At 71.0% G+C, this 22625-nt stretch carries 16 protein-coding genes; 5 read left to right on the top strand and 11 right to left on the bottom strand.

What is annotated here, in order from left to right; translation table 11 throughout:
* Positions 1–25: 25 nt before the first annotated feature.
* The 4 genes from AC507J_RS24725 to AC507J_RS24710 form a co-directional block, all read right to left on the bottom strand.
* Complete coding sequence (locus AC507J_RS24725; protein ID WP_496291586.1) at positions 26–565, bottom strand: hypothetical protein; 540 nt, start codon at positions 563–565, stop codon at positions 26–28.
* The gene (locus tag AC507J_RS24720; protein ID WP_496291585.1) at positions 562–2646 is read right to left on the bottom strand and encodes a galactose oxidase early set domain-containing protein; all 2085 of its coding nucleotides are present in this window, start codon (positions 2644–2646) and stop codon (positions 562–564) included. Before AC507J_RS24720 ends, AC507J_RS24725 begins: the two co-directional genes overlap by 4 nt.
* A 72-nt stretch (positions 2647–2718) precedes the next feature.
* Positions 2719–4524: an ArnT family glycosyltransferase gene (locus tag AC507J_RS24715; protein WP_496291584.1), complete on the bottom strand. Its 1806-nt coding sequence runs from the start codon at positions 4522–4524 to the stop codon at positions 2719–2721.
* A complete protein-coding gene (locus tag AC507J_RS24710) occupies positions 4521–5780 on the bottom strand; it encodes a glycosyltransferase (RefSeq protein WP_496291583.1) in 1260 nt (419 codons plus the stop codon). The genes AC507J_RS24715 and AC507J_RS24710 overlap by 4 nt, the downstream gene beginning before the upstream one ends.
* 642 nt (positions 5781–6422) lie before the next feature.
* Here AC507J_RS24710 and AC507J_RS24705 point away from each other — a divergent pair.
* A complete protein-coding gene (locus AC507J_RS24705) occupies positions 6423–6920 on the top strand; it encodes a hypothetical protein (RefSeq protein ID WP_496291582.1) in 498 nt (165 codons plus the stop codon).
* 15 nt (positions 6921–6935) lie between these two features.
* Here AC507J_RS24705 and AC507J_RS24700 read toward each other — a convergent pair whose 3' ends face one another.
* A complete protein-coding gene (locus tag AC507J_RS24700) occupies positions 6936–9206 on the bottom strand; it encodes a hypothetical protein (protein WP_496291581.1) in 2271 nt (756 codons plus the stop codon).
* 255 nt (positions 9207–9461) lie between these two features.
* Between AC507J_RS24700 and AC507J_RS24695 the strand changes: the two genes are divergently transcribed.
* The 3 genes from AC507J_RS24695 (at position 9462) to AC507J_RS24685 (ending at position 15350) form a co-directional block, all read left to right on the top strand.
* The gene (locus AC507J_RS24695; protein WP_496291580.1) at positions 9462–10400 is read left to right on the top strand and encodes an S-4TM family putative pore-forming effector; all 939 of its coding nucleotides are present in this window, start codon (positions 9462–9464) and stop codon (positions 10398–10400) included.
* Positions 10401–10555: 155 nt separating this feature from the next.
* Positions 10556–11881 carry an AAA domain-containing protein gene (locus AC507J_RS24690; RefSeq protein ID WP_496291579.1) on the top strand — a complete coding sequence of 442 codons (1326 nt, stop codon included), beginning with the start codon at positions 10556–10558 and terminating at the stop codon, positions 11879–11881.
* 55 nt (positions 11882–11936) lie between these two features.
* Positions 11937–15350 (top strand): ATP-binding protein, encoded by a 3414-nt coding sequence (locus AC507J_RS24685; RefSeq protein WP_496291578.1) that lies wholly within the window; start codon positions 11937–11939, stop codon positions 15348–15350.
* 52 nt (positions 15351–15402) lie between these two features.
* Here the strand turns inward: AC507J_RS24685 and AC507J_RS24680 are convergent, their stop codons facing one another.
* The 6 genes from AC507J_RS24680 to AC507J_RS24655 all read right to left on the bottom strand — a co-directional run bounded on the left by AC507J_RS24680 (position 15403) and on the right by AC507J_RS24655 (position 20793).
* A complete protein-coding gene (locus AC507J_RS24680) occupies positions 15403–16260 on the bottom strand; it encodes an ABC transporter permease (protein WP_496291577.1) in 858 nt (285 codons plus the stop codon).
* Entirely contained in the window at positions 16257–17273 is a 1017-nt protein-coding gene (locus AC507J_RS24675; protein ID WP_496291576.1) for an ATP-binding cassette domain-containing protein, read from the bottom strand. The genes AC507J_RS24680 and AC507J_RS24675 overlap by 4 nt, the downstream gene beginning before the upstream one ends.
* Before the next feature lie 277 nt (positions 17274–17550).
* A complete protein-coding gene (locus AC507J_RS24670; protein ID WP_496291575.1) occupies positions 17551–18537 on the bottom strand; it encodes an aldo/keto reductase in 987 nt (328 codons plus the stop codon).
* 156 nt (positions 18538–18693) lie between these two features.
* Positions 18694–19533, bottom strand: a complete 840-nt coding sequence (locus AC507J_RS24665; protein ID WP_496291574.1) for an aldo/keto reductase — start codon at positions 19531–19533, stop codon at positions 18694–18696.
* 49 nt (positions 19534–19582) lie between these two features.
* Entirely contained in the window at positions 19583–19864 is a 282-nt protein-coding gene (locus AC507J_RS24660; RefSeq protein WP_496291573.1) for an SAP domain-containing protein, read from the bottom strand.
* Complete coding sequence (locus AC507J_RS24655; protein WP_496291572.1) at positions 19861–20793, bottom strand: ParA family protein; 933 nt, start codon at positions 20791–20793, stop codon at positions 19861–19863. The genes AC507J_RS24660 and AC507J_RS24655 overlap by 4 nt, the downstream gene beginning before the upstream one ends.
* 130 nt (positions 20794–20923) lie before the next feature.
* Here AC507J_RS24655 and AC507J_RS24650 point away from each other — a divergent pair, with 130 nt between their 5' ends.
* On the top strand, positions 20924–22600 hold the full coding sequence (locus AC507J_RS24650) for a Ycf46 family AAA ATPase (protein WP_496291571.1): 1677 nt from the start codon (positions 20924–20926) through the stop codon (positions 22598–22600).
* The last annotated feature ends 25 nt before the right edge of the window (positions 22601–22625 follow it).

Raw genomic sequence — 22625 nt, 5'->3', positions numbered from 1 at the left:
CGTGCTCCGGCCGGCGCGAGTCAGCTCAGTCGCCGGGGCCGCAGGCGATGCCGTCTTTGTTGCGGTCCAGTCCGTGCCGGTCGCGTGGGTTCTTCACCGGCAGCGGCAGGTAGTCGCGTTCCCGTAGCCAGGCGCAGGCGTCGGTCACCCCGGCCGGCAGGGTCCACGGTACGCAGACACCCTGCTCGCCGTACCCGTGGTCGCAGCCGTCGATCCCCTCGGCCATCTTGAGGGGGGCGGTCGGGGACGGGGCTGCGGTGCGGGTGGCGCCGCTCAGCTCGTTGGCGAACGGGTGGATGCGGGGTGCCGGTGTGCCGGTGGCGGAACCGCCCGGCGGTGGCTTCGGGCGGGACTCGGCCGACACCGACGGTGTCGGGTCGGATCCGGTCGGGCCGGAAGTAGCAGCCGGGTCCGGGCTGGCGGATCCGGCCGACCAGCCGGGGGCGGTGTCGTCCCCGCCCAGCTGGGACCAGCCGATCCCGGCACCAGCCAGCAGGATCAGGGCAACCGCCCCGGCGGCGGCCAGCAGCCGCCGCCGGGGGGTCGCGCGGAGTTTGTCGATCATCCGAGCTTGATCCACTTGGCAACCGAGGGTACGCCCTGGGCGTTGTGTACGAAGAGCATGTACCAGCCCGGCGGGGCGATGTTCGGGTTGCTCGTGACGTTCAGCCCGATGGTGTTGCCGTCGACCGTCATCGGCAGTTCCACGAACCGCTGGTTCGGGTCCGAGGAGTGGGTGACGGCCGCCGGCCGGATCAGCGACGCCCGGGTCACCTCGGAGTCGACGGTGATCTGCTCGGTCGCGCCGTAGCTCCATTCGGTGTCCGCCACGGTCACGATCTCCGGCCGGGTGCCCTGGAACAGGTACGGCGGCGAGTAGACCGAGATGCGCATGTCGAAGGAGCCGTCACCGGGGTTGTCGCCTACCGACATCACCCGACCGTCGGGGAGCAGGAACGACGACGAGTGGTAGCCGCGCGGTACCGGGTCGGTCGCCATTCCCGGGGTGAAGGTGTCCGTCTGCGGGTCGAAGATGGACGCCTCAAAGACCGGGTCGGAGCGGTTGTGCAGGGCGCCACCGGTCTCGAAGACGGTGCCGTCCGGCAGGATCACCGCGGAGACGTACATCTTGCCCTGGTCGCCGGTCTGCGGCACGCCGCCGGTGAGGGTGCCGAGCGGGATGTCGGGGCCGGGCCGGTACGTGGGGTCGGCCTCCTTCAGGTCGATGATGTCGACCAGCCGGTTGGCCTCCGGGTTCGAGTCCACGTTGCCGCCGCCGAGGGTCAGCACCCGTTGGTCCTGGGCCGGTGGCAGCAGCACGCTTGCCGACTGGTCGCGCTCGTCCTTCTTCCGCAGGCCGGGCACGTCGACGATGGTGCCGGCGTGGTAGTCGTAGATCGAGGCGCCGGTGCCGGGCAGCGCGTTGCCGAAGGTGTGGCTGCCGGTGTAGAACAGCCGACCGTCCTGCATCAGCACCATCGCCGGGTAGAGGCCCCAGAACGACCAGGTCTGGTTGGCCTCCCACAGCTCCAGCCAGCGCTCCTGGTCGGCGTCCCAGTACTCGGTGGCTACGGTGCCGTGCGAGTCCTCGCCGAGGCCGCCGAGGGAGATCACGTCACCGTTGCCGAGGATCGTCGCCGACGGGTACCAGTGCCCGCCGGACATGTCGTTGGTCCGGGTGTAGCTGTTCGTGGCGGGGTCGAACAGGAACGAGTCCCGCAGCCCCTTGTAGCCGACCGTGCCGTCGGCCGTCGGGTAGTCCTTGTTTCCGCCCATCACCAGCACCCGCCCGTCGGCGAGCTGGACGTGACCGGCGCAGAACAGGTCCTCCGGAGTCGTCACGTTGGTGAAGCTGCCGTCGGCCGGGTCGTAGACGGCGGTGGTGAAGGTGCCGGCGGCGAACATGTCGGGGTCGTTGCCGGAGCCGGCGATGAGCAGCACCTTGCCGTTGTGCAGCACCACCGAGTGGATGGCGCGTACCGGTGACTCGAACGGCATCACCTCCCACTCGCCCTTGACGCACTCCTCGCCGAAGGTGCACACCGGTTCGGGGGTGGGCTGGGTGACGTCGACCATCGAGTAGTCGTCGGTGAGCAGCGTGCCGACCCCGTGGATGCTGACTCCCCAGGTGATCTGGTCGGTGTCGGCCGGCACCGGCGGAGTACGCACGGTGGCCTGGGTGTACGCCCCGGCCACCGGCAGGGTCGCCAGATCGGTCCAGTACTGCCACCCGGCGGTGGTGTCGTGGCGGAACACGGTGACCGCGGTCGACGGGGTGGTGGAGCGGTACCAGACCGACAGGTCGTACTGATGGCCCGGGGTGACCTGCGGCGCGCACTCCGGGCTCTCCAGCATCATCGCCTTGCGGTCACCAGCGCCGCTTGTCGACTCGATGGTGATCTCCATGGCGTGACTGCCGGTGCGCGCCGCGTTCGACACGTCGAAGGTGTAGTTCTGGTCGCCCCAGCCGGACCGCTCCCAGCAGGTCGGGAAGCCGTTGCTGAGCGTCTCCACGCCGGGGTTGCGAATCAGGTTGGCGGGGGCGGCCTGCGCCGGTGGAGCGATAAGCGCCACGCTGGCCAGCAGGACGAGAAGGGTCAGCTGGCTGAGGCGTCGTCTCTCAGGTGTCCATTGGGCGATGTTCAAGATGTCTCCGAGGCGGTCGAGGGGGTCGGCGGGGCGAGCGGAGAATGCCTATCGATCACGGTCAGGAGCTGGTCATCCGGTCTCCTTGGCGACCTGTCGGATCTCGATGCGATCCGGGCCGTCGCCGAAGGTCTTCACCGGCTCGGAGTTGGCCAACAGCAGGTCGACGGTCGGCAGTTCGTTGTCGTCCCCGCGCATCGCCGGCGTCGAGATGATCAGGTCCACGTCGCGCCAGCCGTTCTCCAGCCGCTCGGCGACCTCGACGTCCAGGTCGAGCTTGTAGAACCAGATCACCCGCTCCGGGCGGTAACCGGCGTCGACCAGGTCCAGCCAGAGCACGTCGTCGGTGACCACCGTGGTTCCCGCGCGGTCCGGTATCTCGTTGCTGAGCCACTGCATGGCCGCCACGTAGCGGAAGTTGTCGTCGACGGACATCGCCCGGCGGTTGCCGTCGTACCAGCCGGGAACGACAAGGACCAGGGCGACGGTGGCGCATACTGCGACGACACCGGCCCGCACCACAGTGGCGGGGTGGTGGCGGTCCGCCATCGGGGCCGGGTCCGTCGGACGCCTCGCCATTATCCGCTGGGCGCCGACCTCGATGATTCCGGCGATCGCGGCGGCCAGGAAGGGCAGCGCCTGGATGACGTACATCGCCGGCAGGTAGCCGCCGGGGCGCAGCGCCACCACCAGCAGCAGCGCCACCGCCACCGCCACCGGGCGGAGCCGGCGCACCGCTAAGGCGAGCAGCCCGCAGACGATTCCCGCGTAGATCAGCACCGGGTCGTAGAAGAGCCAGGAGTCGAAAACCTCACGGGCGCTGCTGCCGGCGGTGAAGACGCTGCCCGAACCGGCCCGGTCCTGGAGCTGGAACTGCACCGCGCCGATCAACGACACGTGCCCGTCGCCGGGGAAGAGTTCGCCCTTGAGCAGCGCGTAGAGCGGATAGGTGATCCCGACGAAGACCAGCCCGGAGAAGAAGCCGGCGAACGAGAAGGACCGCACCCCGTTGCGCTCGGTGCCGTGCCAGAGCGCCACGACCAGCGCCGGCAGCACCACCAGGATGGTCTCCTTGGACAGCACCGCGATACCGGCGGCGGCGCCCGCGGCGACGTGGTGCCAGAGGTGGCGGCGCGGCGAGAGCGCCAGGACGAAGGCGGCGAGCATCCAGGTCACCGCGAAGCTGTCCAGGTAGATCTGCCGCTGCATCGTCACCGAGAGCGGCGAGAGCCCGTAAGCGAGCAGGGCGAGTGCGGCGGCCCACCGAGCCATGCCGAGCCGGCGGCAGAGCACGTAGAGCAGGACCACCCCGGCCGCGATGACCGGCAGCATCGCCACCCGGCCGGTGACCACCGCGAGCTGGTCCGGCATCAGCATCGCGGGCAGCCAGGAGAGCCCGGCGAGTTGAATCCAGCCCACCGGTGGATGGTCGTACCAGTAGGTGTAGTGGGCGAGGCCGAGGCCCTCCCGGACCGCCCACGCCTGGGCCAGGTAGGTCCCCTCGTCGTCGGTGAGGTTCGGGAAGCCGCCGATGTTCCACGCCTGCACGGTCGTCACGACCAGCAGCAGCAGGCCGACGAGGAGGAAGTCCGGCCGCAGCCGGCGCAGTCCGCGGTCGGGATCCGCGGCTGGCTTCGGGCCGTGGCCGAGGATCCGGGGAAGCAACTCGGTGGCGTCGCGGTCGCCGACCGGTCCACTGCCCATCTTCGGGATGAGGACGGTCTTCGAGAGGTCCGGCTGGCGGCTCGGGTCCGCCGGCGTCGAGATGCCCGGCTGGCGGCTCGGGTCCGCCGGCGTCGAAATGCCCGGCTGGCGGCTCGGGTCCGCCGGCGACGGTCCGGTGCCGGGCGCGGCCGGGGGTCCGACGACGCTGGTCATGCCCGGCTCCTTGCGACAGCGGCCGTCTCGTCCTGGCCGACGGTCAGGTGTGCGCCGACGTGGCTTGTCAGTTCCCAGTTGTTGCGCTTACGCAGGAAGCGCCAGACCGCCCGGAGCGCGGCGACGGCCAACACCAACATGTACGGGAACGCGCCGAGGATCAGCCGGGCGTAGTGCACCGGCCCGATCCGCAGGTTGTACTGCCGGCCGAAGTCACGAAGTCCGACGATCTGGAACAGCAGGGCGGCGATCATCGGGGCGAGCGGCAGGAAGCTCACCAGGGCGGCGAGGGTACCGACGTCGAAGAAGAGCGCGATCAAGATACCCAGCGGCACGGCCAGCCCGGCGAAGGCCTGGATGAAGGGGCCGACGAGGGTGTAGCGGGCCAGCATCCGTTGCCAGGCCGACGGCAGACGGCGCCACTCGCCCTTGAACAGCACCTGGAGGAAGCCCTGGTTCCACCGGGTGCGCTGGCGGATCAGGGCGCCCAGGGTGGAGGGCGTCTCCTCCCGGGTGACCAGGGTCGAGTCGTACGCGACGACGACCTTCGCGCCCCGGCTGGAGAGTCGTACGCCGAGGTCGCAGTCCTCGGCGAGACAGTCGCCGTCCCATGCGCCGACGGCGCGCAGCGCGGCGGTACGCACGAAGACGGTGTTGCCGCCCAGCGGGATGAATCCGCGCTGCGCGTGCAGGTGCAACCGGCTGCGGAACCAGAAGTAGTACTCCAGGCAGTTGTGCAGGCTGTACCAGCTGGAGTGGTAGTTGATCAGTTGGACGCCGCCCTGGACCACGTCGGCGTCGGTGAGCCGGAACGCGTGGTCCACGTGCTCCAGCAGGTGCGGGTGCACCTGGTCCTCGGCGTCGAAGACCCCGACGACCGCGCCCCGGCAGTAGGGCAGCGCGGTGTTGAGCGCGCGGGGCTTGTTCTTGACCGGGTTGGTGTCGGTGACCACCCGGACGTGGTACGGGTGCGTGCTGGCCAGTCGCTCGGCCACCGCGGTCGTCTCCGGATCGTCGTGCCCGACGATGATGATGATCTCGAATCTGGTGTGGGTGGACTCCATCAGCCGCTGCACGGTGTGTTCCAGCACCTGCTGCTCGTGTCGCGCCGGCAGGAGCAGCGAAAAGGAGAGCGAGTGTGTGCCGTCGTGCGCTGAGAAGCGGGTGCCGGCGAGAGTCTCCGGTGTCCGCCACGCGTGCATCGTCCACCACAGTGTCACGACTGCGAAGACGAAGAGGGCTATCGATATTGCCACGATGATGGTAGCCGCCATTATGTGCCCGGTCCCCTTAGCCGCCCCTGATTCCCCGCAGAATCGAACGACACCGAAGGAGTTTGGTCAACTTTGTCGCGACTCGGGCACTGTCCGTAAGGGGTGGTGCGGGGGGTCGGGGCGGACCCTTTCGTCGGCCGCGATGGCGGCTCGAATCTCGCGGCATCGTGGCTGATTGTCTGGTTTCGGGGGAATTGGCGCGTCGCCTCGTCCGCCCTCCCCGTCAGGCGTTTGCGGCCCCGGTCGGCCGATCGGTTGGCGCGTGGGCCCGGCCGGACGGCTTCCCGGTGGCCGCCAGGAAGCCGAGGGTATGCGGTTGTTTCGGAAGTTGATCCGAAGGTCTGCGACGCCGAACCCCGTTGGATCCCCGGTCGGGCACCAGCCGCCGGGTTGCCGGCGGTGCGCTGCATCGGCGAATGAGAAATTGCATTGGGCAATTGCTTGCGTGCCGGCAATTGACGCAATTCGAGAATGGTGAGGAGCTGCACTTGTGTCAGCGCCTGGTGATCTGAGCTGGGATTTTCCTAGGCTGAGTCGGGGTGTCGACGCCCTCGACCAAGGGGGGTCGGCCCGTCGGGCCAGATTGTGGTCCGGCGTCGAACGCTGCGTTTCGGGGGGTTCCTGATGCCGGTGGTCCTACATTTTCGTACGCTATTCGCCGCGATTGTCGCCGTACTCGTTCTGATCCCGACGGTGCCGGCGCAGGCCGCACCGTCCGGGCGGGCCACGGAGCTGGCGCGATATCTTGCCGCGCATCCCGGCGGGACGGTGCTCAACGACAACGAGATCAGCTACCTCGGGGGCGCCCTGGTCGTCACGCTTGAGGCCCCGGTCGGCAGCTATGCCGCTGCGGACTGCCCGTACGGCTGGTTCTGCTTCTACGACCTGCCGAACTACGGCTACCCGCGCGGCAAGCTCTCCTCCTGTGGCTGGCAGAACCTCGCCAACTGGAGCTGGCAGTTCCGGGTGGAGTCGGCGCACTACAACCTGGACAGCGGTTACGTCGCCTTCTACTACCAGCAGAGCCAGGAACTGTTCCGGGTCAGCACGGTCAACCGGGTACGCAGCGACGCCGCCCCCAACCGCAACTGGGCGACCCACGTCTACCGGTACTGCCCGTGATCGTCGGTGGGTCGGTCATTTGCAGCGGGTGTCGGTGGTGGCGGTGCGGGTGTTGCGCAGGTAGAGGTGATAGCTGAGGACGGTCCCCTTGGCGTCGAGCAGTTCGTGGCTGAGCAGCCGGCCGTCGTCACCGAACAGCAGCGTGTCCCGCCATCCCTCCCGGTTCTCGGCCTGGAAGGCGGTGCCCGGCCGTTGCGCCCGGTCGTGGTATCCCTCGCCGTACTCGATCTCGGGGAACTTGGCCAGTTCCTGAAAGAGCGCGGCCCGTTGTTTCGGGGTGAGTGGGTGGTAGCGGTGCACTTCGGCGACCAGCCGCAGCATCCCGACGCCGTTCTGCAACTCGGGTGGTTGACCCTCCCACCGCTCCCGTAGCTGGTCGCGCAGCTCACCCGGGTCGTCCGGCGGCAGCGGGAGCACCTCCGCCAGGTCTCCCGCCTGGTACGAGAAGCGCCGGGGGCGTGCCGGTCCGGCCGCGTCCAGGTTCGTGACTTCCCGGAGGCCGGAGAGTCGGGTCGTGAACCAGAGCCGGTACTCGATGCGGCTCACGTCATCGCTGCCGGTGGTGTCCCGCGCCCAGGTCTGGTAGCAGGTGAAGGAGTAGCGCCCCGCCAGCGGCTCCTCCCGAAGTGCCGCCACCTCCTGCGCGAGGTTCTCGAACCGGCGCTCGGTGGAGGGGCTGCGCGGTCCGCCGTGCCGGGTGGGGGCGGAGGCGTCTTCCCGGGTGGGCGTCACCGTGATGGTCAGCTCGGGAAGGGCTTTGGTGTCGCCCCCTCCATCGCCCGTCGTGGCGTACGCCGATGCCACTCCGCCGACCCCGAGCACCGCGGTGACGACGAGGAACCGCCGAAGGAATCCTTGTTGCCGCCGGGGTGGAGCGTTGCGCCTGGTGTCGACGGGGGGCCGAAGGCGGAAGTTCCCGGGCTCAGGCGGCGCCGGTAGCTCCTGCCATGGCTGGTAGCGGGGCTGCCGCGAGTTGTCGGTGAACCATCGCTGGTCCACCCGGCCGGCGAACGAGCTGATCCCTCTGGGGCGAGGCGGAAGGGTCGGCAGATCGGGGGATCCCGGTGGGGCAAGCAGCTGCGCCAGCCGCCGGGAGGACCTCGCCAGTTCCTGGCGGTACGTCTCCAGCGCCTCCACCGCCAGCCGCAGGCACCACTGCCGGCCGGCGTCGGGGATGTTGTCGAAGGTGAGGCAGACCAGCGCCCGGCTGACAAGCGAGAGGAGGTACTGGCCCCGCCACTCCTGCCCCCAGCCCGCCCTGCGGGCGTACGAGGTGCCGTTGCGCGTGGCCTCGACCACCTCGGCGAGGGCGGGCGACAGCATCTCGGGACGGTCGGCGTCGGGGTTGATGAGGTAGTCGAGCAAGTCGTCGGCCTGGTCCGGCGGTAACCCGTGACCAGCGCGACCGGCGGTGACCGGGGGTGCCACCGTGCGCAGCACCGTGTCGTGCACCAGGTCCACCAGGTCCCGGGTCAGTGGGGCGTGGTCCTCGAAACCGTTGAGGTCGACGAGTTGGAACCGCTCCGGGCGGGGCTGGTTCGCTGGTTCGCAGGGCACCAGCAGATTTCCCCCGTGCGCGTCCCCGTGCGTGAAGCCAGCGACGTAGCGCATCCGATGCGTGGCCAGCGCCGACCCGGAACCGAGCAGGTGCAGCGGGTTCAGCCTCGGTTTGCCGTCGAAGCGAAACCAGGTGGTGGTGACGTCCGGGAGGCCGAAACGGCGGGCCGCCCAGCTGACCGAACGGACGTCGGCCGACTTCGCCAGCTCCCGCCGAACGTATTCGCTGATGGTGGTGGTGTCGGTCGACACGCCGTTGCAGTCCACCTTGTTCCAGTCGAACAGGAGTGCCCGGGTGATCGTTCCGACGGCTGCCACCAGGTTGCGACCGTGCAGGTCGTGCAGGGTCATCACCCGGTCGCCGCCGTTGGCCACCTCCTGGAACATCAGGTGGCGGCCATCGCCGACCGGAAACCACGGATACGGCTGCCGCACCATGTGTCGCTCGGCGAAGTCCGGGTTGGGCTGCCGGGCGAGTTCATGGCGGGCGGGCTCCCGGGCGGTCGGGGGCAGCACCTTGAGAAGCAGCTTCTGGCTCCTGCTCCGCCCGTTGCCGCTCGGCCGGGTCAACGCGATGCAGCGCAGCACCGCGTCGGTGTAGTGCGGGGCGTGCTGGAAGCCCGGCACCAGCTCAACCTGGCCACCCTGACCGGCTGCGAAGCTCTGCAGCGCCTGGTCGAGGCGGGGATCGGAGAGTCCCTGCATGGTGTCGTCGAGTCCGTTGCCCATTTCGGTCGTTTGACCTCTCAGAGGGGAAGCGCGTGGACGGCGCGACGCGGGGGGTGCCCCGTCCAGAGGGCGGCACGCATGCCTGCGTGACGACTCAAGGTAGCCGAACTGTCGGGACACTCAGGGTATTTAACGCAAATAGTCGCAAACCCTACTGAACGACAAGATCGCCTGCCGCTTCCGGTGTGCGGGCGAGGCAGCGGTGACATCCAGCGATCTGGATTTAGAATCGGTTACCGGACCCGGGAGGCTGCCGTGACCGATCCCGCTAAGTCCCTGCTCAGCCGCCAGACCGAGCCCGAGATGATGGCCCTGTTGCGGGCCATGTCCGTCTGCCATTCCCGGGCGCAACGCCTCGACAACCTGCGGATGGTCCTCTCCGTGCTGCTCGGCGCGGCCGGTGCGGTGGTGGCGCTCACCGGCGTGTCGTCCACCGTGGTCACCGCAGTCGGGGCGCTCTGGGCGCTGGCCAACGTGGTCGGGTTGGGCACCTGGTCACGCGGCCAGCTCGGTCGGGCGGCGGTGCTCCAGGAGATGTTCGACGTCCGGCTCTTCGGTCTGCCGTGGAACACCGTGGCCGTCGGGGACGAGGTGGGCGCGGCCGAGGTGAGCCGGCTGCACCGGGCGTACCGGGGCGACGAGCGGTACCTGCGCGACTACTACGAGGTACCGTCGCTGCGGGCACCGTACGACGTACTCGCCTGCCAGCAGCAGAACCTCGGCTGGGGTGCCCGGGTCCGCCGCCGCTACGCCCACGTGGTGCTCGGCGGGACGGCGGTCTGGGCAGTGCTCGGGGTGGTGTTCGGCGTGACCGCCGGGCTGACCGTGTCGCAGCTGCTGCTCCAGTGGTACGTCCCGTCGCTCGGCGCGCTCCTGCTCGGCCTGGAGATCTACCGCAGCCAGCGGGACGTGGCGGCCGAGCGGGAGCGGGCGCTCGGCGTCATGCAGTCACGGATCGCCGGCACGCTCCAGCGGCCCGGGGAGGACGTCTCGACCGAGCTGCTCACCCTGGCCCGGCAGGTCCAGGATCTGATCTTCCGCAGCCGGCAACGGCAGTCCCGGGTACCCGACTGGTTCTTCCGGCGCTTCCACGCGACGGACCGGCAGGACTTCCACGCCGCCATGACCACCCTCAGCCAGCTGCTCCAGGACGCCCGGCCGGTCACCCCCGCCGGGGGATCAGTGCCGTCCTGAGCGGCGACCCGCAGCCGGCAGCTGCCGAACCTGGTGACGTACCCGGTCACGGGCCGATCATGAGCCGGGATCCTGGTGCGGGAGCGTCCCTCGTCGGTCCAGCTGAGGAAGGCAGCTGAGTAGGGTGCGGGGATCGTGGCTGGGAGGTGGGCGAGATGCAGACCGAGCTGGACGTGCCGCCGGGTGTTGCGGCGGAGCGGGTGATCACGGCGGTGCTGGCCGACCTGCGCTCCGGTGCACATCGGGGCGTGGTGGTCGATTCGCCGCCGGGAGCGGGCAAGTCGACGCTTGTGGTGCGGGCCGCCGTCGAGCTGGCCGGCACCGGCGAGCCGCTCATGATCATCGCGCAGACCAACGAGCAGGTCGACGACCTGATCGACCGGCTCGCCCGGAAGGCGCCCGAGCTGCGGGTCGGTCGGCTCTCCGCGGGCGACTACCGGCCGTCGTCCCGGGTGCGGGCGCACGAACAGGTCCGGGTCGCCGCGAAGGTCACCGACCTCGCCGCCTCGGCCGTGGTGATCGGTACGGCCGCCAAATGGGCCACGGTCACCGAGGGGCGCTGGCCGTGGGCGATCGTGGACGAGGCGTACCAGATGCGTTCGGACGCCCTGCTGCGCGTGGCCGGCAGGTTCGAGCGGGCGCTCTTCGTGGGTGATCCGGGGCAGCTCGACCCGTTCTCCACTGTGGACGTCGGTCGCTGGGCGGGGCTGACCTGGGATCCGATGCAGTCGGCGGTGGCCGTGCTGCTGCGGCACAACCCGCAGCTGCCGGTGCACCGGCTGCCGGTCTCCTGGCGGTTGCCCGCCTCGGCGGCACCTGTGGTGTCGCGGGCGTTCTACCCGTTCACCGGCTTCCGGGCCGGCACCGCCCCCGCCGAGCGGGCGTTGCGGCTGACCGGGGCGGGTGCGGGTGACGCCGTCGACCGGGCGGTGGAGCTGGCGGTGGAGACCGGCTGGGCGCTCTACGAGCTGCCGGCCCGGCACACGCTGCGTACCGATGCCGAGGCCGCCGCCGCGTGCGCCGCGCTCGCCCTGCGGGTGCTGGCGCGCGGCGCGGTCGCCTGCTGCGAGCAGGCGCCCGACGGTGCGCCGGTCGGCGCGGACCGGATCGCCGTCGGGGCGGCGCACCGCGACCAGGTCGCGGCCATTCGGGCGCACCTGGGCGCGGCCGGCGCGGACGTCACAGTCGACACCGCCAACCGGCTCCAGGGCCGGGAGTACGACGTGACCATCGTGCTGCACCCGCTCTCCGGCCGGCGCGACGCGACCGCGTTCCACCTGGAGTCGGGGCGGCTCTGCGTGCTCGCCTCCCGGCACCGGCAGGCCTGCGTCGTGGTGGCCCGGGCCGGCATCGGCGAGCTGCTGGACGCGTACCCGTCGACCGAGGCGCCGCAGCTGGACGTGCCGGTGAAGTTCCCCGACGGCTGGGAGGCCAACCAGGCGATCCTCAGCCACCTGACCGAGCGGGCGGTCCGCCGGTAGCTCGTACTCGTCGAGGCGGCCCGGGTGTCGGCGGCTTCGGCTACCGTCGGTGGTCATGAAGGCGCGGCCCGGCGAATCGATGATCGGGCGGGAGCATCCCGCCGGCCTGCTGCGGGCCGAGGTCGACCGGGCTGCGGCCAGTCACGGCGGCCTTGTGCTGGTCACCGGCGAGCCCGGCATCGGCAAGACCACCCTGGTCACCGCCGCCGCCGACGAGGCCCGCCAGGGTGGAGCGCTGGTGCTCGGCGCGGCCTGCTGGGATTCGGCCAGCGCCCCCGGCTACTGGCCCTGGGTGCAGGTGCTGCGCGGGTTGCGCCGGTCACCCGAGGACTGGGCGGTGGCCCGGGAGTCCGCCGAGCCGGCGCTCGCGTTGCTGCTCGGCGAGGTGACCGAGCCTTCCCCGGACACCGCCGAGCAGGAGGCCTTCGTCCTCTACGACGCGGTCACCACCGCCCTGGTGACGGTCTCCCAGCGGCGGCCGGTCGTGGTGGTCCTGGACGACCTGCACTGGGCCGACCCGGCCTCGATGCGGCTGTTGCAGTTCGCCGTCCAGCACACCTGGTTCGAGCGGCTGCTCCTCGTCGGCACGTACCGGGACGCGGAGGTCGAGTCGGGCGAGCACCATCCGCTGCGCGCGCTGCTGATGTCGCTGGTGGCCAAGGCCACCACAATCACCCTGACCGGCCTCGGGCGAGACGAGGTCGGCGCGCTGATGGCCCGTACCGCCGGCCGGGAACCGGCTCCGGACTGCGTCGACGACGTCCACCGGCGCACCGGCGGCAACCCCTTCTTCGTGGAGCAGACCGCCCGGTTGTGGCACAGCGGTGGGGTGGTGAGCGCGATCGCCCCGGGCGTACGGGAGGTGGTGCGCCAGCGGCTGGACCAGCTCCCCGCGCGGGTGATCGACGTGCTCACCGTCGCGTCCGTCCTGGGGCGGGAGTTCCACAAGCAGGTGCTCGCCGCCAGCGCCGGCCTCGCACCGGCCCGGCTCGACCGGGCGCTCGACGTGGCGACGAGCGCGCGGCTGATGCTCGCCCTCGGCGACGGCCGGTACGCCTTCGCCCACGATCTGGTCCGCGAGACGCTCTACGACGGCCTCGCCGCCGACGACCGCCGGGAGCACCACCGGGCCGTGGTCCGCGCGGTCGACGAACACGCCCCGCTCGCCGAGTGGCTGATCCCGGCCGACCTGGCCCGGCACGCCTGGCTGTCCGGTGACCGGCTCGACCCGTACCGTGCCGTCGAGCTGCTGTTCGCCGCAGCTCGGGAGGCCAACTGCCGGCTGGCGTTGGAGGAGTCGACCCTGCACCTGCGGCGGGCGCTGATCCTGGTCCGGGACGACGTGCAGCGGGTGAAGGTCATGATGGAGCTGGCCGACCGGCTCTACCACACGGGCGACCGGGCAAAGGCGGCGCAACTGCTCACCGACACCACGGTGGCGGTCCTGGCGATCGACGAGCCGGGCCTGCTGGCCTGCTTCGCGCTCACCGTCCATCGACACTGCCAGGTCAACCCGCTGACCGCCATCGACAGCGCGGCGCTGGTGCGGGAGGCGTACCGGCGGCTCATCGGCGAGCCCGGGGACGACGCGGAGATCGACACGCTCGAAGCCGGCCTGATCAACGCCACCGAGGCCCTCGCCCGGCAGGGCCAGGACGACGAGGCGCTGAGCTTCAGCCTCTGGGCCCGGCACGACTCCACCTGGGGGCTCGGCACGGCGGCCGACCGGGCCGCCCTCACCGCCGAGCTGCGCGACCTGGCCCGCCGCAGCGGCGACCAGGAGACCGAGTTGTGGTCCACCTCGCTGCGCTGGGTGGCGTTGCTGGAACTCGGCGACCCGCGTTACCTGGACGAGCTCACCGCCTTCGTGACCGCCGCCCGGCGGACCGAGCGGTCCCGGCACCGGATGGCCGCCCTCACCGACAAGGCCATCATCGACGCCTTCCGGGGTGACTTCGCCGACGCCGAGGCCTGCTTCACCGAGCTGGGCGAACCGGGCGGCTGGGAGTACGACGAGCACGGCTTCCTCTGGCACCAGATGCGCTGGTCGTTGTTGGTGCTGCGGGGCCGGTTGGCGGAGGCCCAGGCGCTGCTCGACGGGCTCAGCGCGACCGATCACCCGTACCTGGACCTGCTCCGCGCGATCACCGCCGCCGAGCGTGGCGACCATCGGACCGCCGCCCGGCTCACCGCGGAACTGGCGGCCGCCGGCCCCGGGTACCGCGGACCGGTCTCTCCGCTGTGGCTGCGGCTGCTCGCCCAGGCGACCCTCGGCGACCCGGACCGCTGCGCCGCGGCCCGGCAGGCGCTGTCGGCGCATCGCGGCCGGTGGCTGGTCGCCCTCTTCGGCTGCGACATCGGCGGTCCGGTCGACCACTGGCTGGCCGTGATCGACGCCGCCGAGCAACGCTGGGACGAGGCCGTCGCCGGCTTCTCCGCCGCCCGCGACAACGCCGAACGGATGGGCGCCCGCCCCTGGTCGCTGATCGCCCGCGCGGCGCTCGTAGACGCCCTCACCGCCCGGGGCCGCCCGGGCGACGCGGCGACCGCCGACCGCCTGCGCGACGAGGTCGAGCGCGAGGCCCGTGACCTGGACATGCCACAGGTACTCGCCCGGCTCGCCGCGCCGTCGCCGTCCGCCGTGCCGTCGCCGTCCGCCGTGCCGTCGCCGTCCGCCGTGCCGTCGCCGTCCGCCGTGCCGTCGCCGTCCGCCGTGCCGTCGCCGTCCGCCGTGCCGTCGCCGTCCGCCGTGCCGTCGCCGTCCGCCGCGCCGTCGCCGTCCGCCGCGCCGTCGCCGTCCGCCGTGCCGTCGCCGTCCGCCGCGCCTGCGCCGTCGGCAGCTGCGGCGTCCGAGTCGTCGTCGGCTGCCGGGTCCGAGTCGTCGTCGGTTGTGGGGCAGCGGTCCGTGCCGGACCGGGGGTTGGTCTACGAGTTCCGTCGGGACGGTGCGGTCTGGCGGCTCACGTACGAGGGGCGCACCGTGCATCTGCCGGACGCCAAGGGGCTGCGCGACCTGCGGCTGTTGCTCGGCAGCCCGGGAGTCGACGTGCCTGCGGTCGAGTTGCTCGACCCGGGCGCTGGGCCGACCCTCGTCGCTGCCCGGCGGATGGGCGGTGACCAGGTGCTCGATGACGAGGCGAAGCACCGTTACCGGCGTCATCTGGCGCGGCTCGACGACGAGATCGACCGGGCGGCCGGACGCGACGACCGGGCCAAGGTGGCCGCGCTCGACGCCGAACGCCAGGCGCTCGTCGATCAACTGCGCTCGGCCGCCGGGCTCGCCGGACGGAGCCGTCGCCTCGGGGACGAGGCGGAACGGGCGCGCAAGACGGTCACCGCCCGCATCCGGGACACCCTGCGTCGCCTCGACCAGCGCCATCCGCCGCTCGCCGCCCACCTGCGCCACACCGTCTCGACCGGCGCCTCCTGCCGCTATCTGCCGCCGGCCCCGGTGCCCTGGCGGCTGTGACAGCTGTCGGCACGGGGAGCGCCCCGGGTGGGACGCTCCCCGTATCGAGCGGCTATCGGCGGTTGTAGCGGTACATGGTGAGGGTGCCGAAGACCACCAGGAAGAAGACGCTCCAGGCCAGCATCCAGGTCATGGCGGCGCCGTCGGTGGTGCCGGCCATCGCGGCGCGTACCGAGGAGACCAGGTGGGTGATCGGGTTGGCCTTGACGAACGCCTGGAGCCAGCCGGGCATGGTGGACGGGTCGACGAAGACGTTGCTGAGGAAGGTGAGCGGGAACAGCACCATCATGCTGACCCCCATCACGGACTTCTCGCTGCGCAGGATGATCCCGAAGAAGGTCCAGACCCAGGAGAACGCGAACGAGAAGACCACAAGTACGCCGATCGCGGCGAGCACGCCGAGCACGCCGCCGTCCGGACGGAAGCCGAGCACCAGCCCGACGGCGAGGATCACCAGCGCCGCCAGCACGTAGCGCAGCACGTCCCCGACGATCATGCCGACCAGGGCGGCGGGTCGCCACACCGGCAGCGTCCGGAACCGGTCGAAGACGCCCTTCTCGATGTCGCTGTTCAGGCCGACACCGGTGTACATGGTGATCATCACGACGCTTGTCACCATGATGCCCGGCAGGAAGAACTGCAGGTAGTCACGGGGGCTGTCGGCGAGTGCGCCGCCGAACAGGTACGTGAACATCAGCACCATGATGATCGGGAACGCCGTCACGTCGAACAGCTGCTCCGGCACGTGCTTGATCTTCAACAGAGCCCGCCAGCTGAAGGCGAGCGACGCCGCCAGCGGGCTGGGTCGCGGCGGTCGCTCGCCCGGCGCGAGGACCGTGCCCAACGCCTCGGTCGACGGGACGTAGACGTTCGGCGCGCGGCCGGTCGAGGTGGCGGTGTCGCTGCTCATCGGGCTGCCTCCAGCGCCTCGTCCCGCCCGTCCCCGACCGGGGCGGCGGGGTGGTCGGTCAGGGCCAGGAAAACCTCGTCCAGGCTCGGCTGGCCGAGCGAGAAGTCGTCCACCACGATCCCGGCGCGGGACAGTTCGCCGAGCGCGCGGGCCGCCTGGGAGCTGGCGTCCAGGTCGCTGCCTTCGCCGCCGACCCGGGCGGTGATCGCCACCGGGTCCGGCTCCAGCTGCACCGGCACACCCAGCACCGTGTGCAGCAGCCGCTCCGCCTCCGGCCGCGCGGCCGCGTCCCGCAGCCGCAGGTGGACCGTGCCGGAGCCGACCGACGACTTCAACTCGCCCGGGGTGCCCTCCGCGATCACCCGGCCGTGGTCGATCACCGCGATCCGGCTGGCCAGCTTGTCGGCCTCGTCGAGGTACTGCGTGGTGAGCAGCACGGTCGTGCCGTGCGCCACCACCGCCCGGATGATCTCCCACACCTGGTTGCGGCTGCGTGGATCGAGCCCGGTCGTCGGTTCGTCGAGGAACAACAGGTCAGGCGTGTTGAGGATGCTCGCCGCGATGTCGATGCGCCGCCGCATGCCGCCCGAATATTTCTTGACCTGCCGGCCGGCCGCCTCGGTCAGCCCGAACGCGGCAAGCAACTGCTCTGCCCGTTGCCGGGCGGCCGGCTTGCGCAGCCCGAGCAGCCGGCCCAGCAGGACCAGGTTCTCCGTGCCGGTCAGGTCCTCGTCGACGGAGGCGTACTGGCCGGTCAGGCTGACCCGGGCGCGGACCGCGTCGGCCTCGGTGACCACGTCGTGGCCGAACACCCGGGCCCGCCCGCCGTCGGGACGCAGCAACGTCGCCATGATCCGTACCGCAGTGGTCTTGCCGGCCCCGTTCGGGCCGAGCACGCCGTACACGGCGCCGGCCGGCACCTGTAGGTCGAGGCCGGCGAGCGCGTGTGTGTCGCCGAACGACCGGGTAAGACCCTCGGCCTCGATGGCGAGGCCGCTGGTGCGTCTACTCATGATCTTGATTTGTCCTTCCGCTCGGTGGCGCCTGTGGCCCGGAAGGCACCGGGCCACAGGCTGCCCCAGCCCACCCCACGCGTACGACACAAATTTCGACGCGTGCCCGACCGCCTGCTTCAACGACGGTGGCCGGCGGTGGTTGTAGCCAGCTTCCCCGGCAAGGCGCGAGACGGCGAGCAGCCGCCGCTAGATCAGATCTAGCGACGGCTGCCGGAAGGACACCCGGGCCCGCACCACCGTCCGGCAGTGGCCGGCTGGCCGCTGCCGATCCCCGTTACCAGGCGGTGTCGAGCCGGTGCCGCTGCTCGGGCGTCAACTCCAGGTCGACGGCGTCGATGCTCTCGTTCAGCTGGGCCACGGAGGAGGCGCCCACCAGCGGAATCGTGGGCACCTCCCCGTCGATCAGCCAGGCCAGCACCACCTGGTTGACTGTCGCCCCAGTCTGCTTCGCCACCTCCCGCAGCGCGGCAAGCCGCACCGGCGCGCTCGGCAGGTCGTACTCCGGGCCGAGCGGCTTGTCCGGGTGGGTGTACGCACCCCGGAGCAGCGACGCGTACGACACCAGGGTCAGGTCGGGCTCGGCCCGCAGGTAGCTCATCAGGTCACCACCGACGGCGCCCACGTTGCCGTCGGGGTCGAGGTCGGTCGGCCCGTCCAGCCGGCTCGGCAGGTAACTGCGGTGGTACTGGAGCACCTCGTACCCGGGCAGGCCGGCCGCGGCGGCCACCGCGCGGGCCCGCTCCACCCGCCAGGCCCGGTGGTTGCTGACACCCAACAGTCCCACCGTGTCCTCGGCGACCAACTCGGCGAAGCCCTCCACGGTCTCCTGGATTGGCACCCGGTGATCCTCGATGTGGGCGTAGAGCAGGTCCAGCTTCGCCACCCCGAGCCGCTCCCGGCTGCGCTCGGCGGACTCCCGGATCACCTTCGCCGACAGCCCCTCCGGGTTGTCGAGGTAGCTGGTGCCGGGGGCCAGTGGCCGCGCGCCGAGCTTGGTGGCGATGACGATCTCGTCGCCCACTCCTCGGCTGCGCCGCCACCGGCCCAGCAACTCCTCGCTGTCACCGCCCTGGCCACCGGTGATGAAGAACGCGTAGTTGTTCGACGTGTCGATGAAGGTGCCGCCCGCCTCGACGAACCGGTCCAGGATGGCGTACGACGTGGCCTCGTCGGTTTTCGTGCCGAAGAGCATCGCGCCGAGGCTGAGCACGCTGACCTCGCGTCGGGTACGCGGGTCGGTGCCGATGGTGCGGTACCGCATGGGGAACTCCTCTCGTGCGCCGTTGGACGCGGCACCAGCCTGCGTCTTCGAGCGCACTCGAGGTCAAGCGCTCCGACGGATCGTTCCCGGGCGAGGTCGAGCGATTCCGGGCGTCGGTCCAGGGCGAGGTCGAGCGGTTCGGGGGATCGGTCCCGGTCAGCCGAAGGTGTCCGGGTGGGGACCGGTCCGGCCGGCCTCGCCCCGGTCCAGCAGGGTGATCCGCTCCATCGTCGCCTCGTCCAGCTCGAAGTCGAAGAGCTGGAAGTTCTCCTCGATCCGCTTCGGCGTGCTCGACTTCGGGAAGACCACGTCGCCGCGCTGGATGTGCCAGCGCAGCACCACCTGGGCCGGCGTACGGCCGAACTGCTCGGCGATGTCGGTGATGGTCGGGTCGTCGAGCACGGCGCCCTGCGCGATCGGCGACCACGCCTCGGTGACGATGCCGTTCTTCGCGCCGTAGGCCCGCACCTCGTCGTTGGTCAGGTACGGGTGCGCCTCGATCTGGTTGACCGCGGGCACCATGTCCGTCTCGGCGGCCAGCCGCTCCAGGTGCGGCACCTGGAAGTTGGACACCCCGATCGAGCGGGCCCGGCCGTCGGCCTTGAACTCCTCCAGCACCTTCCAGGTGGAGACGAAGTCGCCGTCGTAGCGGGTCGGCAGCGGCCAGTGGATGAGGAACAGGTCCAGGTAGTCGGTGCGCAGCGCGTCCAGCGACGCCTGGAACGCGGCCCGTGCGTCGTCGCGACGGTGGGACTTGTTGTCGAGCTTGCTCGTGATGTAGACGTCCTCGCGGGCCAGCCCCGCCGTGCGTACGCCCTGCCCGACCTCGGCCTCGTTGCCGTATCCCTGGGCGGTGTCGATGTGCCGGTAGCCGACGCTCAGCGCGTGGCGGACCGCCTCGGTGGTATCCGCCGGGGCGATCTGGAACACCCCGAAGCCCAGTTGCGGGATGGTGCTGCCGTCATTCAACGCGATGTCCGGAATCATGCCTGCCATTCTGGCCGCATACCCGCTGACCGGCCCGTTCTCACGCCACTCGTGTTCGTCAGCGTTGCCGCAGGGCGGTGGAGGCGAGCCGGTAGCCGATTGTGTGGTCGACGATCCGGTCGACCAGCTCCGCCTTGCGCAGCCCGCCGACGCCGCGCAGCCCAAGGCTCGCCGCCAGCTCCCGCAGCTGGCGCACCGACCAGCCCGACAGGTACGCCGTACCGTCGACCCGGCTGGTCAGGGCGGTGAGGCGCGCGGCGGCGTCAGCCAGGTCGCTGGCGGGCTCGCTGACAGGTCCGGTGGCGGCGGGCGGCTTGACGGCGTGCTCCGGGTCGGTCACGTGGGCCGTCCCACCGGTTGGAGGTGGTCGAGGAACTCGGTGGTGAGTTGGCGCAGCTCGTCGCGGACGGCGGGCACGGTGACCCGGTCGCGCAGCACCACCGGTACGCCGCGCGGGGTGTTCGTGGCGTAGAGGGTGACGTTCTCCCGCAGCGCGGTCGGGAAGACCGGCAGGCCGAGGTTGCGCACCTGGTCCATGTAGCTCTGGTGGGTGGCGATGGGCTGCCGCGACAAGAGCTGGATCATCGTGAAGACCACGCCGGCCACGCCGGGGGCGACCTTCTGGTGCCGGCGTACGGTGGCGAACCGGCGGGCGTCGGCGTTGTACTGGTCGACAAGTTCCCGCACGTTGCCGTGCAGGTAGTCGATGCCCAGGGTGGACAGGTAGTCGGCCCGGGCCGGAATGACCAGGTGGTCGCTGGCGATGATGGCCGACTGGGTGACCACGTTGAAGTTCGGCGGGCAGTCGATGAGCACCATGTCGTACGGGTCGAGCCCGTCGGCGAGCAGCCCGTCGGCGAGCGAGCCGCGCACCCGGAACAGCTCGGCGTCGTACTCCTCGCCACCGGCGACGCTGCGGGCCAACGCCAGGTCGATGTCGACAAGTTGCAGGTGCGAGGCGATCAGGTCGAGCCGGCCGGCGCCGGAGAGCCGGGAATTCGCCGGACCGGGCGACACCACCAGCTCACCCAGGGTGACCGCCGGGTTGCCCTCGCGCAGGCCGTCGTACCAGCGTTTCACGGTCCGGCTGTCGCGCAGCCGTTCCCGCCAGTCGTCCGGGTCGTAGAAACCGAACGTCAGGCTGGCCTGCGGGTCAAGGTCGATGAGCAGCACCTTCATCCCACGGTTGGCCAGCTCGGCGCCGAGATTGGCGGTCACCGTGGTCTTGCCGACCCCGCCCTTGTAATTGATCACTGACACGACGTACATCGACGTACCTCCCCAGACCGGGAACGGTAGCCGACTTCGATCATCTCCTGCCGATCATGCAGGTCGGCGATCTCGATCATGGCTGTTAGAGTCGTCGGCCAGGTCGGACGGCTGGTGGGGGAGGACGACGATGGCAATCCCGTTCCGGGAGACGCTGGCGCAGATGCTCAAGGCGCGCTTCCCGATCCTCTACCTCGAATCGTCGGAGGAACAACGGGTCATCGCCGAGGTGAGCGCCGTCGCCCAGGACGCCGCGCTGGTGCGTACGCCGCGTGCCGTCTGGACCTGGTCGTCGACCACCGGACTGGTGCACCCCGAGGGCGGCGCGCACAACGGCACGAACGAGGCGGCGGACGCGCTGGACGCCGCCCTGCGGATCGACCACCCGAGTGTGCTGATCTTCAAGGATCTGCATCCGGCGCACGGCGACGGCGACCGGCCGGGCAACGCCGGGGTGATCCGCCGGCTGCGCGACGTGGCGGCGGCGTTCAAGTCCGGCTCGGTGCCGCGCACCCTCGTCCTGGTCTCCCCGGTGCTTAAGATCCCGACGGAGCTGACGAAGGACATCACAATCGTCGACTTCCCGCTGCCCAGCGAGGCGGAGATCCGCCGGGTGCTGGACGCGATGATCGAGGCGAACAGCGCCGGTGGCCGGATCCAGATCCGGCTGGACGAACTCGGCCGGGAACGGTTCGCCAAGGCCGCTCTCGGCCTGACCCTGCACGAGGCGGAGAACGCCTTCGCCCGAGCCATGGTCAACGACGGGGTGCTCGACCAGCGCGACCTCGAGGTGGTGCACGAGGAGAAGCGGCAGACCGTCCGCAAGTCCGGCCTGCTGGAGTTCGTCGACGCCGACGTCAACCTCGACGACGTCGGCGGGCTGGAGAACCTGAAACGGTGGCTGGCCAAGCGGGACGGCTCCTGGTTGGCCGAGGCGGCGGCGTACGGGCTGCCCGCGCCCCGGGGCGTACTGATCACCGGTGTGCCGGGGTGCGGCAAGTCGCTGACCGCGAAGGCGATCGCGGCGGCCTGGGAGCTGCCGTTGCTCCGGCTGGACATCGGCCGGGTCTTCGCCGGGCTGGTCGGGTCGAGCGAGCAGAACATGCGCAGCGCCATCCGCACGGCCGAGGCGAGCGCGCCCTGTGTGCTCTGGGTGGACGAGATCGAGAAGGGCTTCTCCGGCGGTGCCGGCGACTCCGGCACCTCCACCCGGGTCTTCGGTTCCTTCCTGACCTGGATGCAGGAGAAGAGCCGACCCGTCTTCGTCATCGCCACCGCAAACGACATCGAGGGGCTGCCGCCGGAGCTGCTGCGCAAGGGGCGGTTCGACGAGATCTTCTTCGTCGACCTGCCGACCCGGGCCGAACGCTCCTCGATCTGGCGGGTCCACCTCGCCCGACGGCTGCGTAACCCCGCCGTCGCCGGCTCCCTCACCGTCGACGACGCCCTCCTCGCCGAGCTGGCGGAACTGAGCGAGGGCTACTCGGGTGCCGAGATCGAGCAGGCCGTCATCGGCGGGCTCTTCGACGCGTTCTCCGAACGCCGCCCGCTGCGCCGCGACGACCTGGCCCAGGCGGTGGTCAGCATGGTGCCGCTGAGCGTCACCCAGGCCGAGAAGATCGACGCCATCCGCTCGTGGGCCGATGCCCGCGCGGTCGCCGCCACCGCCGCCGAGGACTGGGACAAGGGAACGCGGCCCGGCCCCCGCGACGACGGCACCCGGGGGTACGCCGACAGCGGATTTCCGCAGCGGGGACCGGGTGGCGGCGTGCACCGGGCCCAGGGCGGGCGGGCGGTGGAGTTCTGATGTCCGCACCCGTCGGGAGAGGAGG

Source organism: Micromonospora sp. PRAS1 (assembly GCF_059553435.1).
Note: the sequence above shows the minus strand (reverse complement) of the source record. Positions and strands in the feature narration are given on the sequence as shown.

Coding starts and splice junctions, on each gene's coding strand:
- AC507J_RS24725 (WP_496291586.1), bottom strand. CDS start 565: ATGATCGACAAACTCCGCGCGACCCCCCGGCGGCGGCTGCTGGCCGCC.
- AC507J_RS24715 (WP_496291584.1), bottom strand. CDS start 4,524: ATGACCAGCGTCGTCGGACCCCCGGCCGCGCCCGGCACCGGACCGTCG.
- AC507J_RS24705 (WP_496291582.1), top strand. CDS start 6,423: ATGCCGGTGGTCCTACATTTTCGTACGCTATTCGCCGCGATTGTCGCC.
- AC507J_RS24700 (WP_496291581.1), bottom strand. CDS start 9,206: ATGGGCAACGGACTCGACGACACCATGCAGGGACTCTCCGATCCCCGC.
- AC507J_RS24690 (WP_496291579.1), top strand. CDS start 10,556: ATGCAGACCGAGCTGGACGTGCCGCCGGGTGTTGCGGCGGAGCGGGTG.
- AC507J_RS24685 (WP_496291578.1), top strand. CDS start 11,937: ATGAAGGCGCGGCCCGGCGAATCGATGATCGGGCGGGAGCATCCCGCC.
- AC507J_RS24680 (WP_496291577.1), bottom strand. CDS start 16,260: ATGAGCAGCGACACCGCCACCTCGACCGGCCGCGCGCCGAACGTCTAC.
- AC507J_RS24675 (WP_496291576.1), bottom strand. CDS start 17,273: ATGAGTAGACGCACCAGCGGCCTCGCCATCGAGGCCGAGGGTCTTACC.
- AC507J_RS24670 (WP_496291575.1), bottom strand. CDS start 18,537: ATGCGGTACCGCACCATCGGCACCGACCCGCGTACCCGACGCGAGGTC.
- AC507J_RS24665 (WP_496291574.1), bottom strand. CDS start 19,533: ATGGCAGGCATGATTCCGGACATCGCGTTGAATGACGGCAGCACCATC.
- AC507J_RS24655 (WP_496291572.1), bottom strand. CDS start 20,793: ATGTACGTCGTGTCAGTGATCAATTACAAGGGCGGGGTCGGCAAGACC.
- AC507J_RS24650 (WP_496291571.1), top strand. CDS start 20,924: ATGGCAATCCCGTTCCGGGAGACGCTGGCGCAGATGCTCAAGGCGCGC.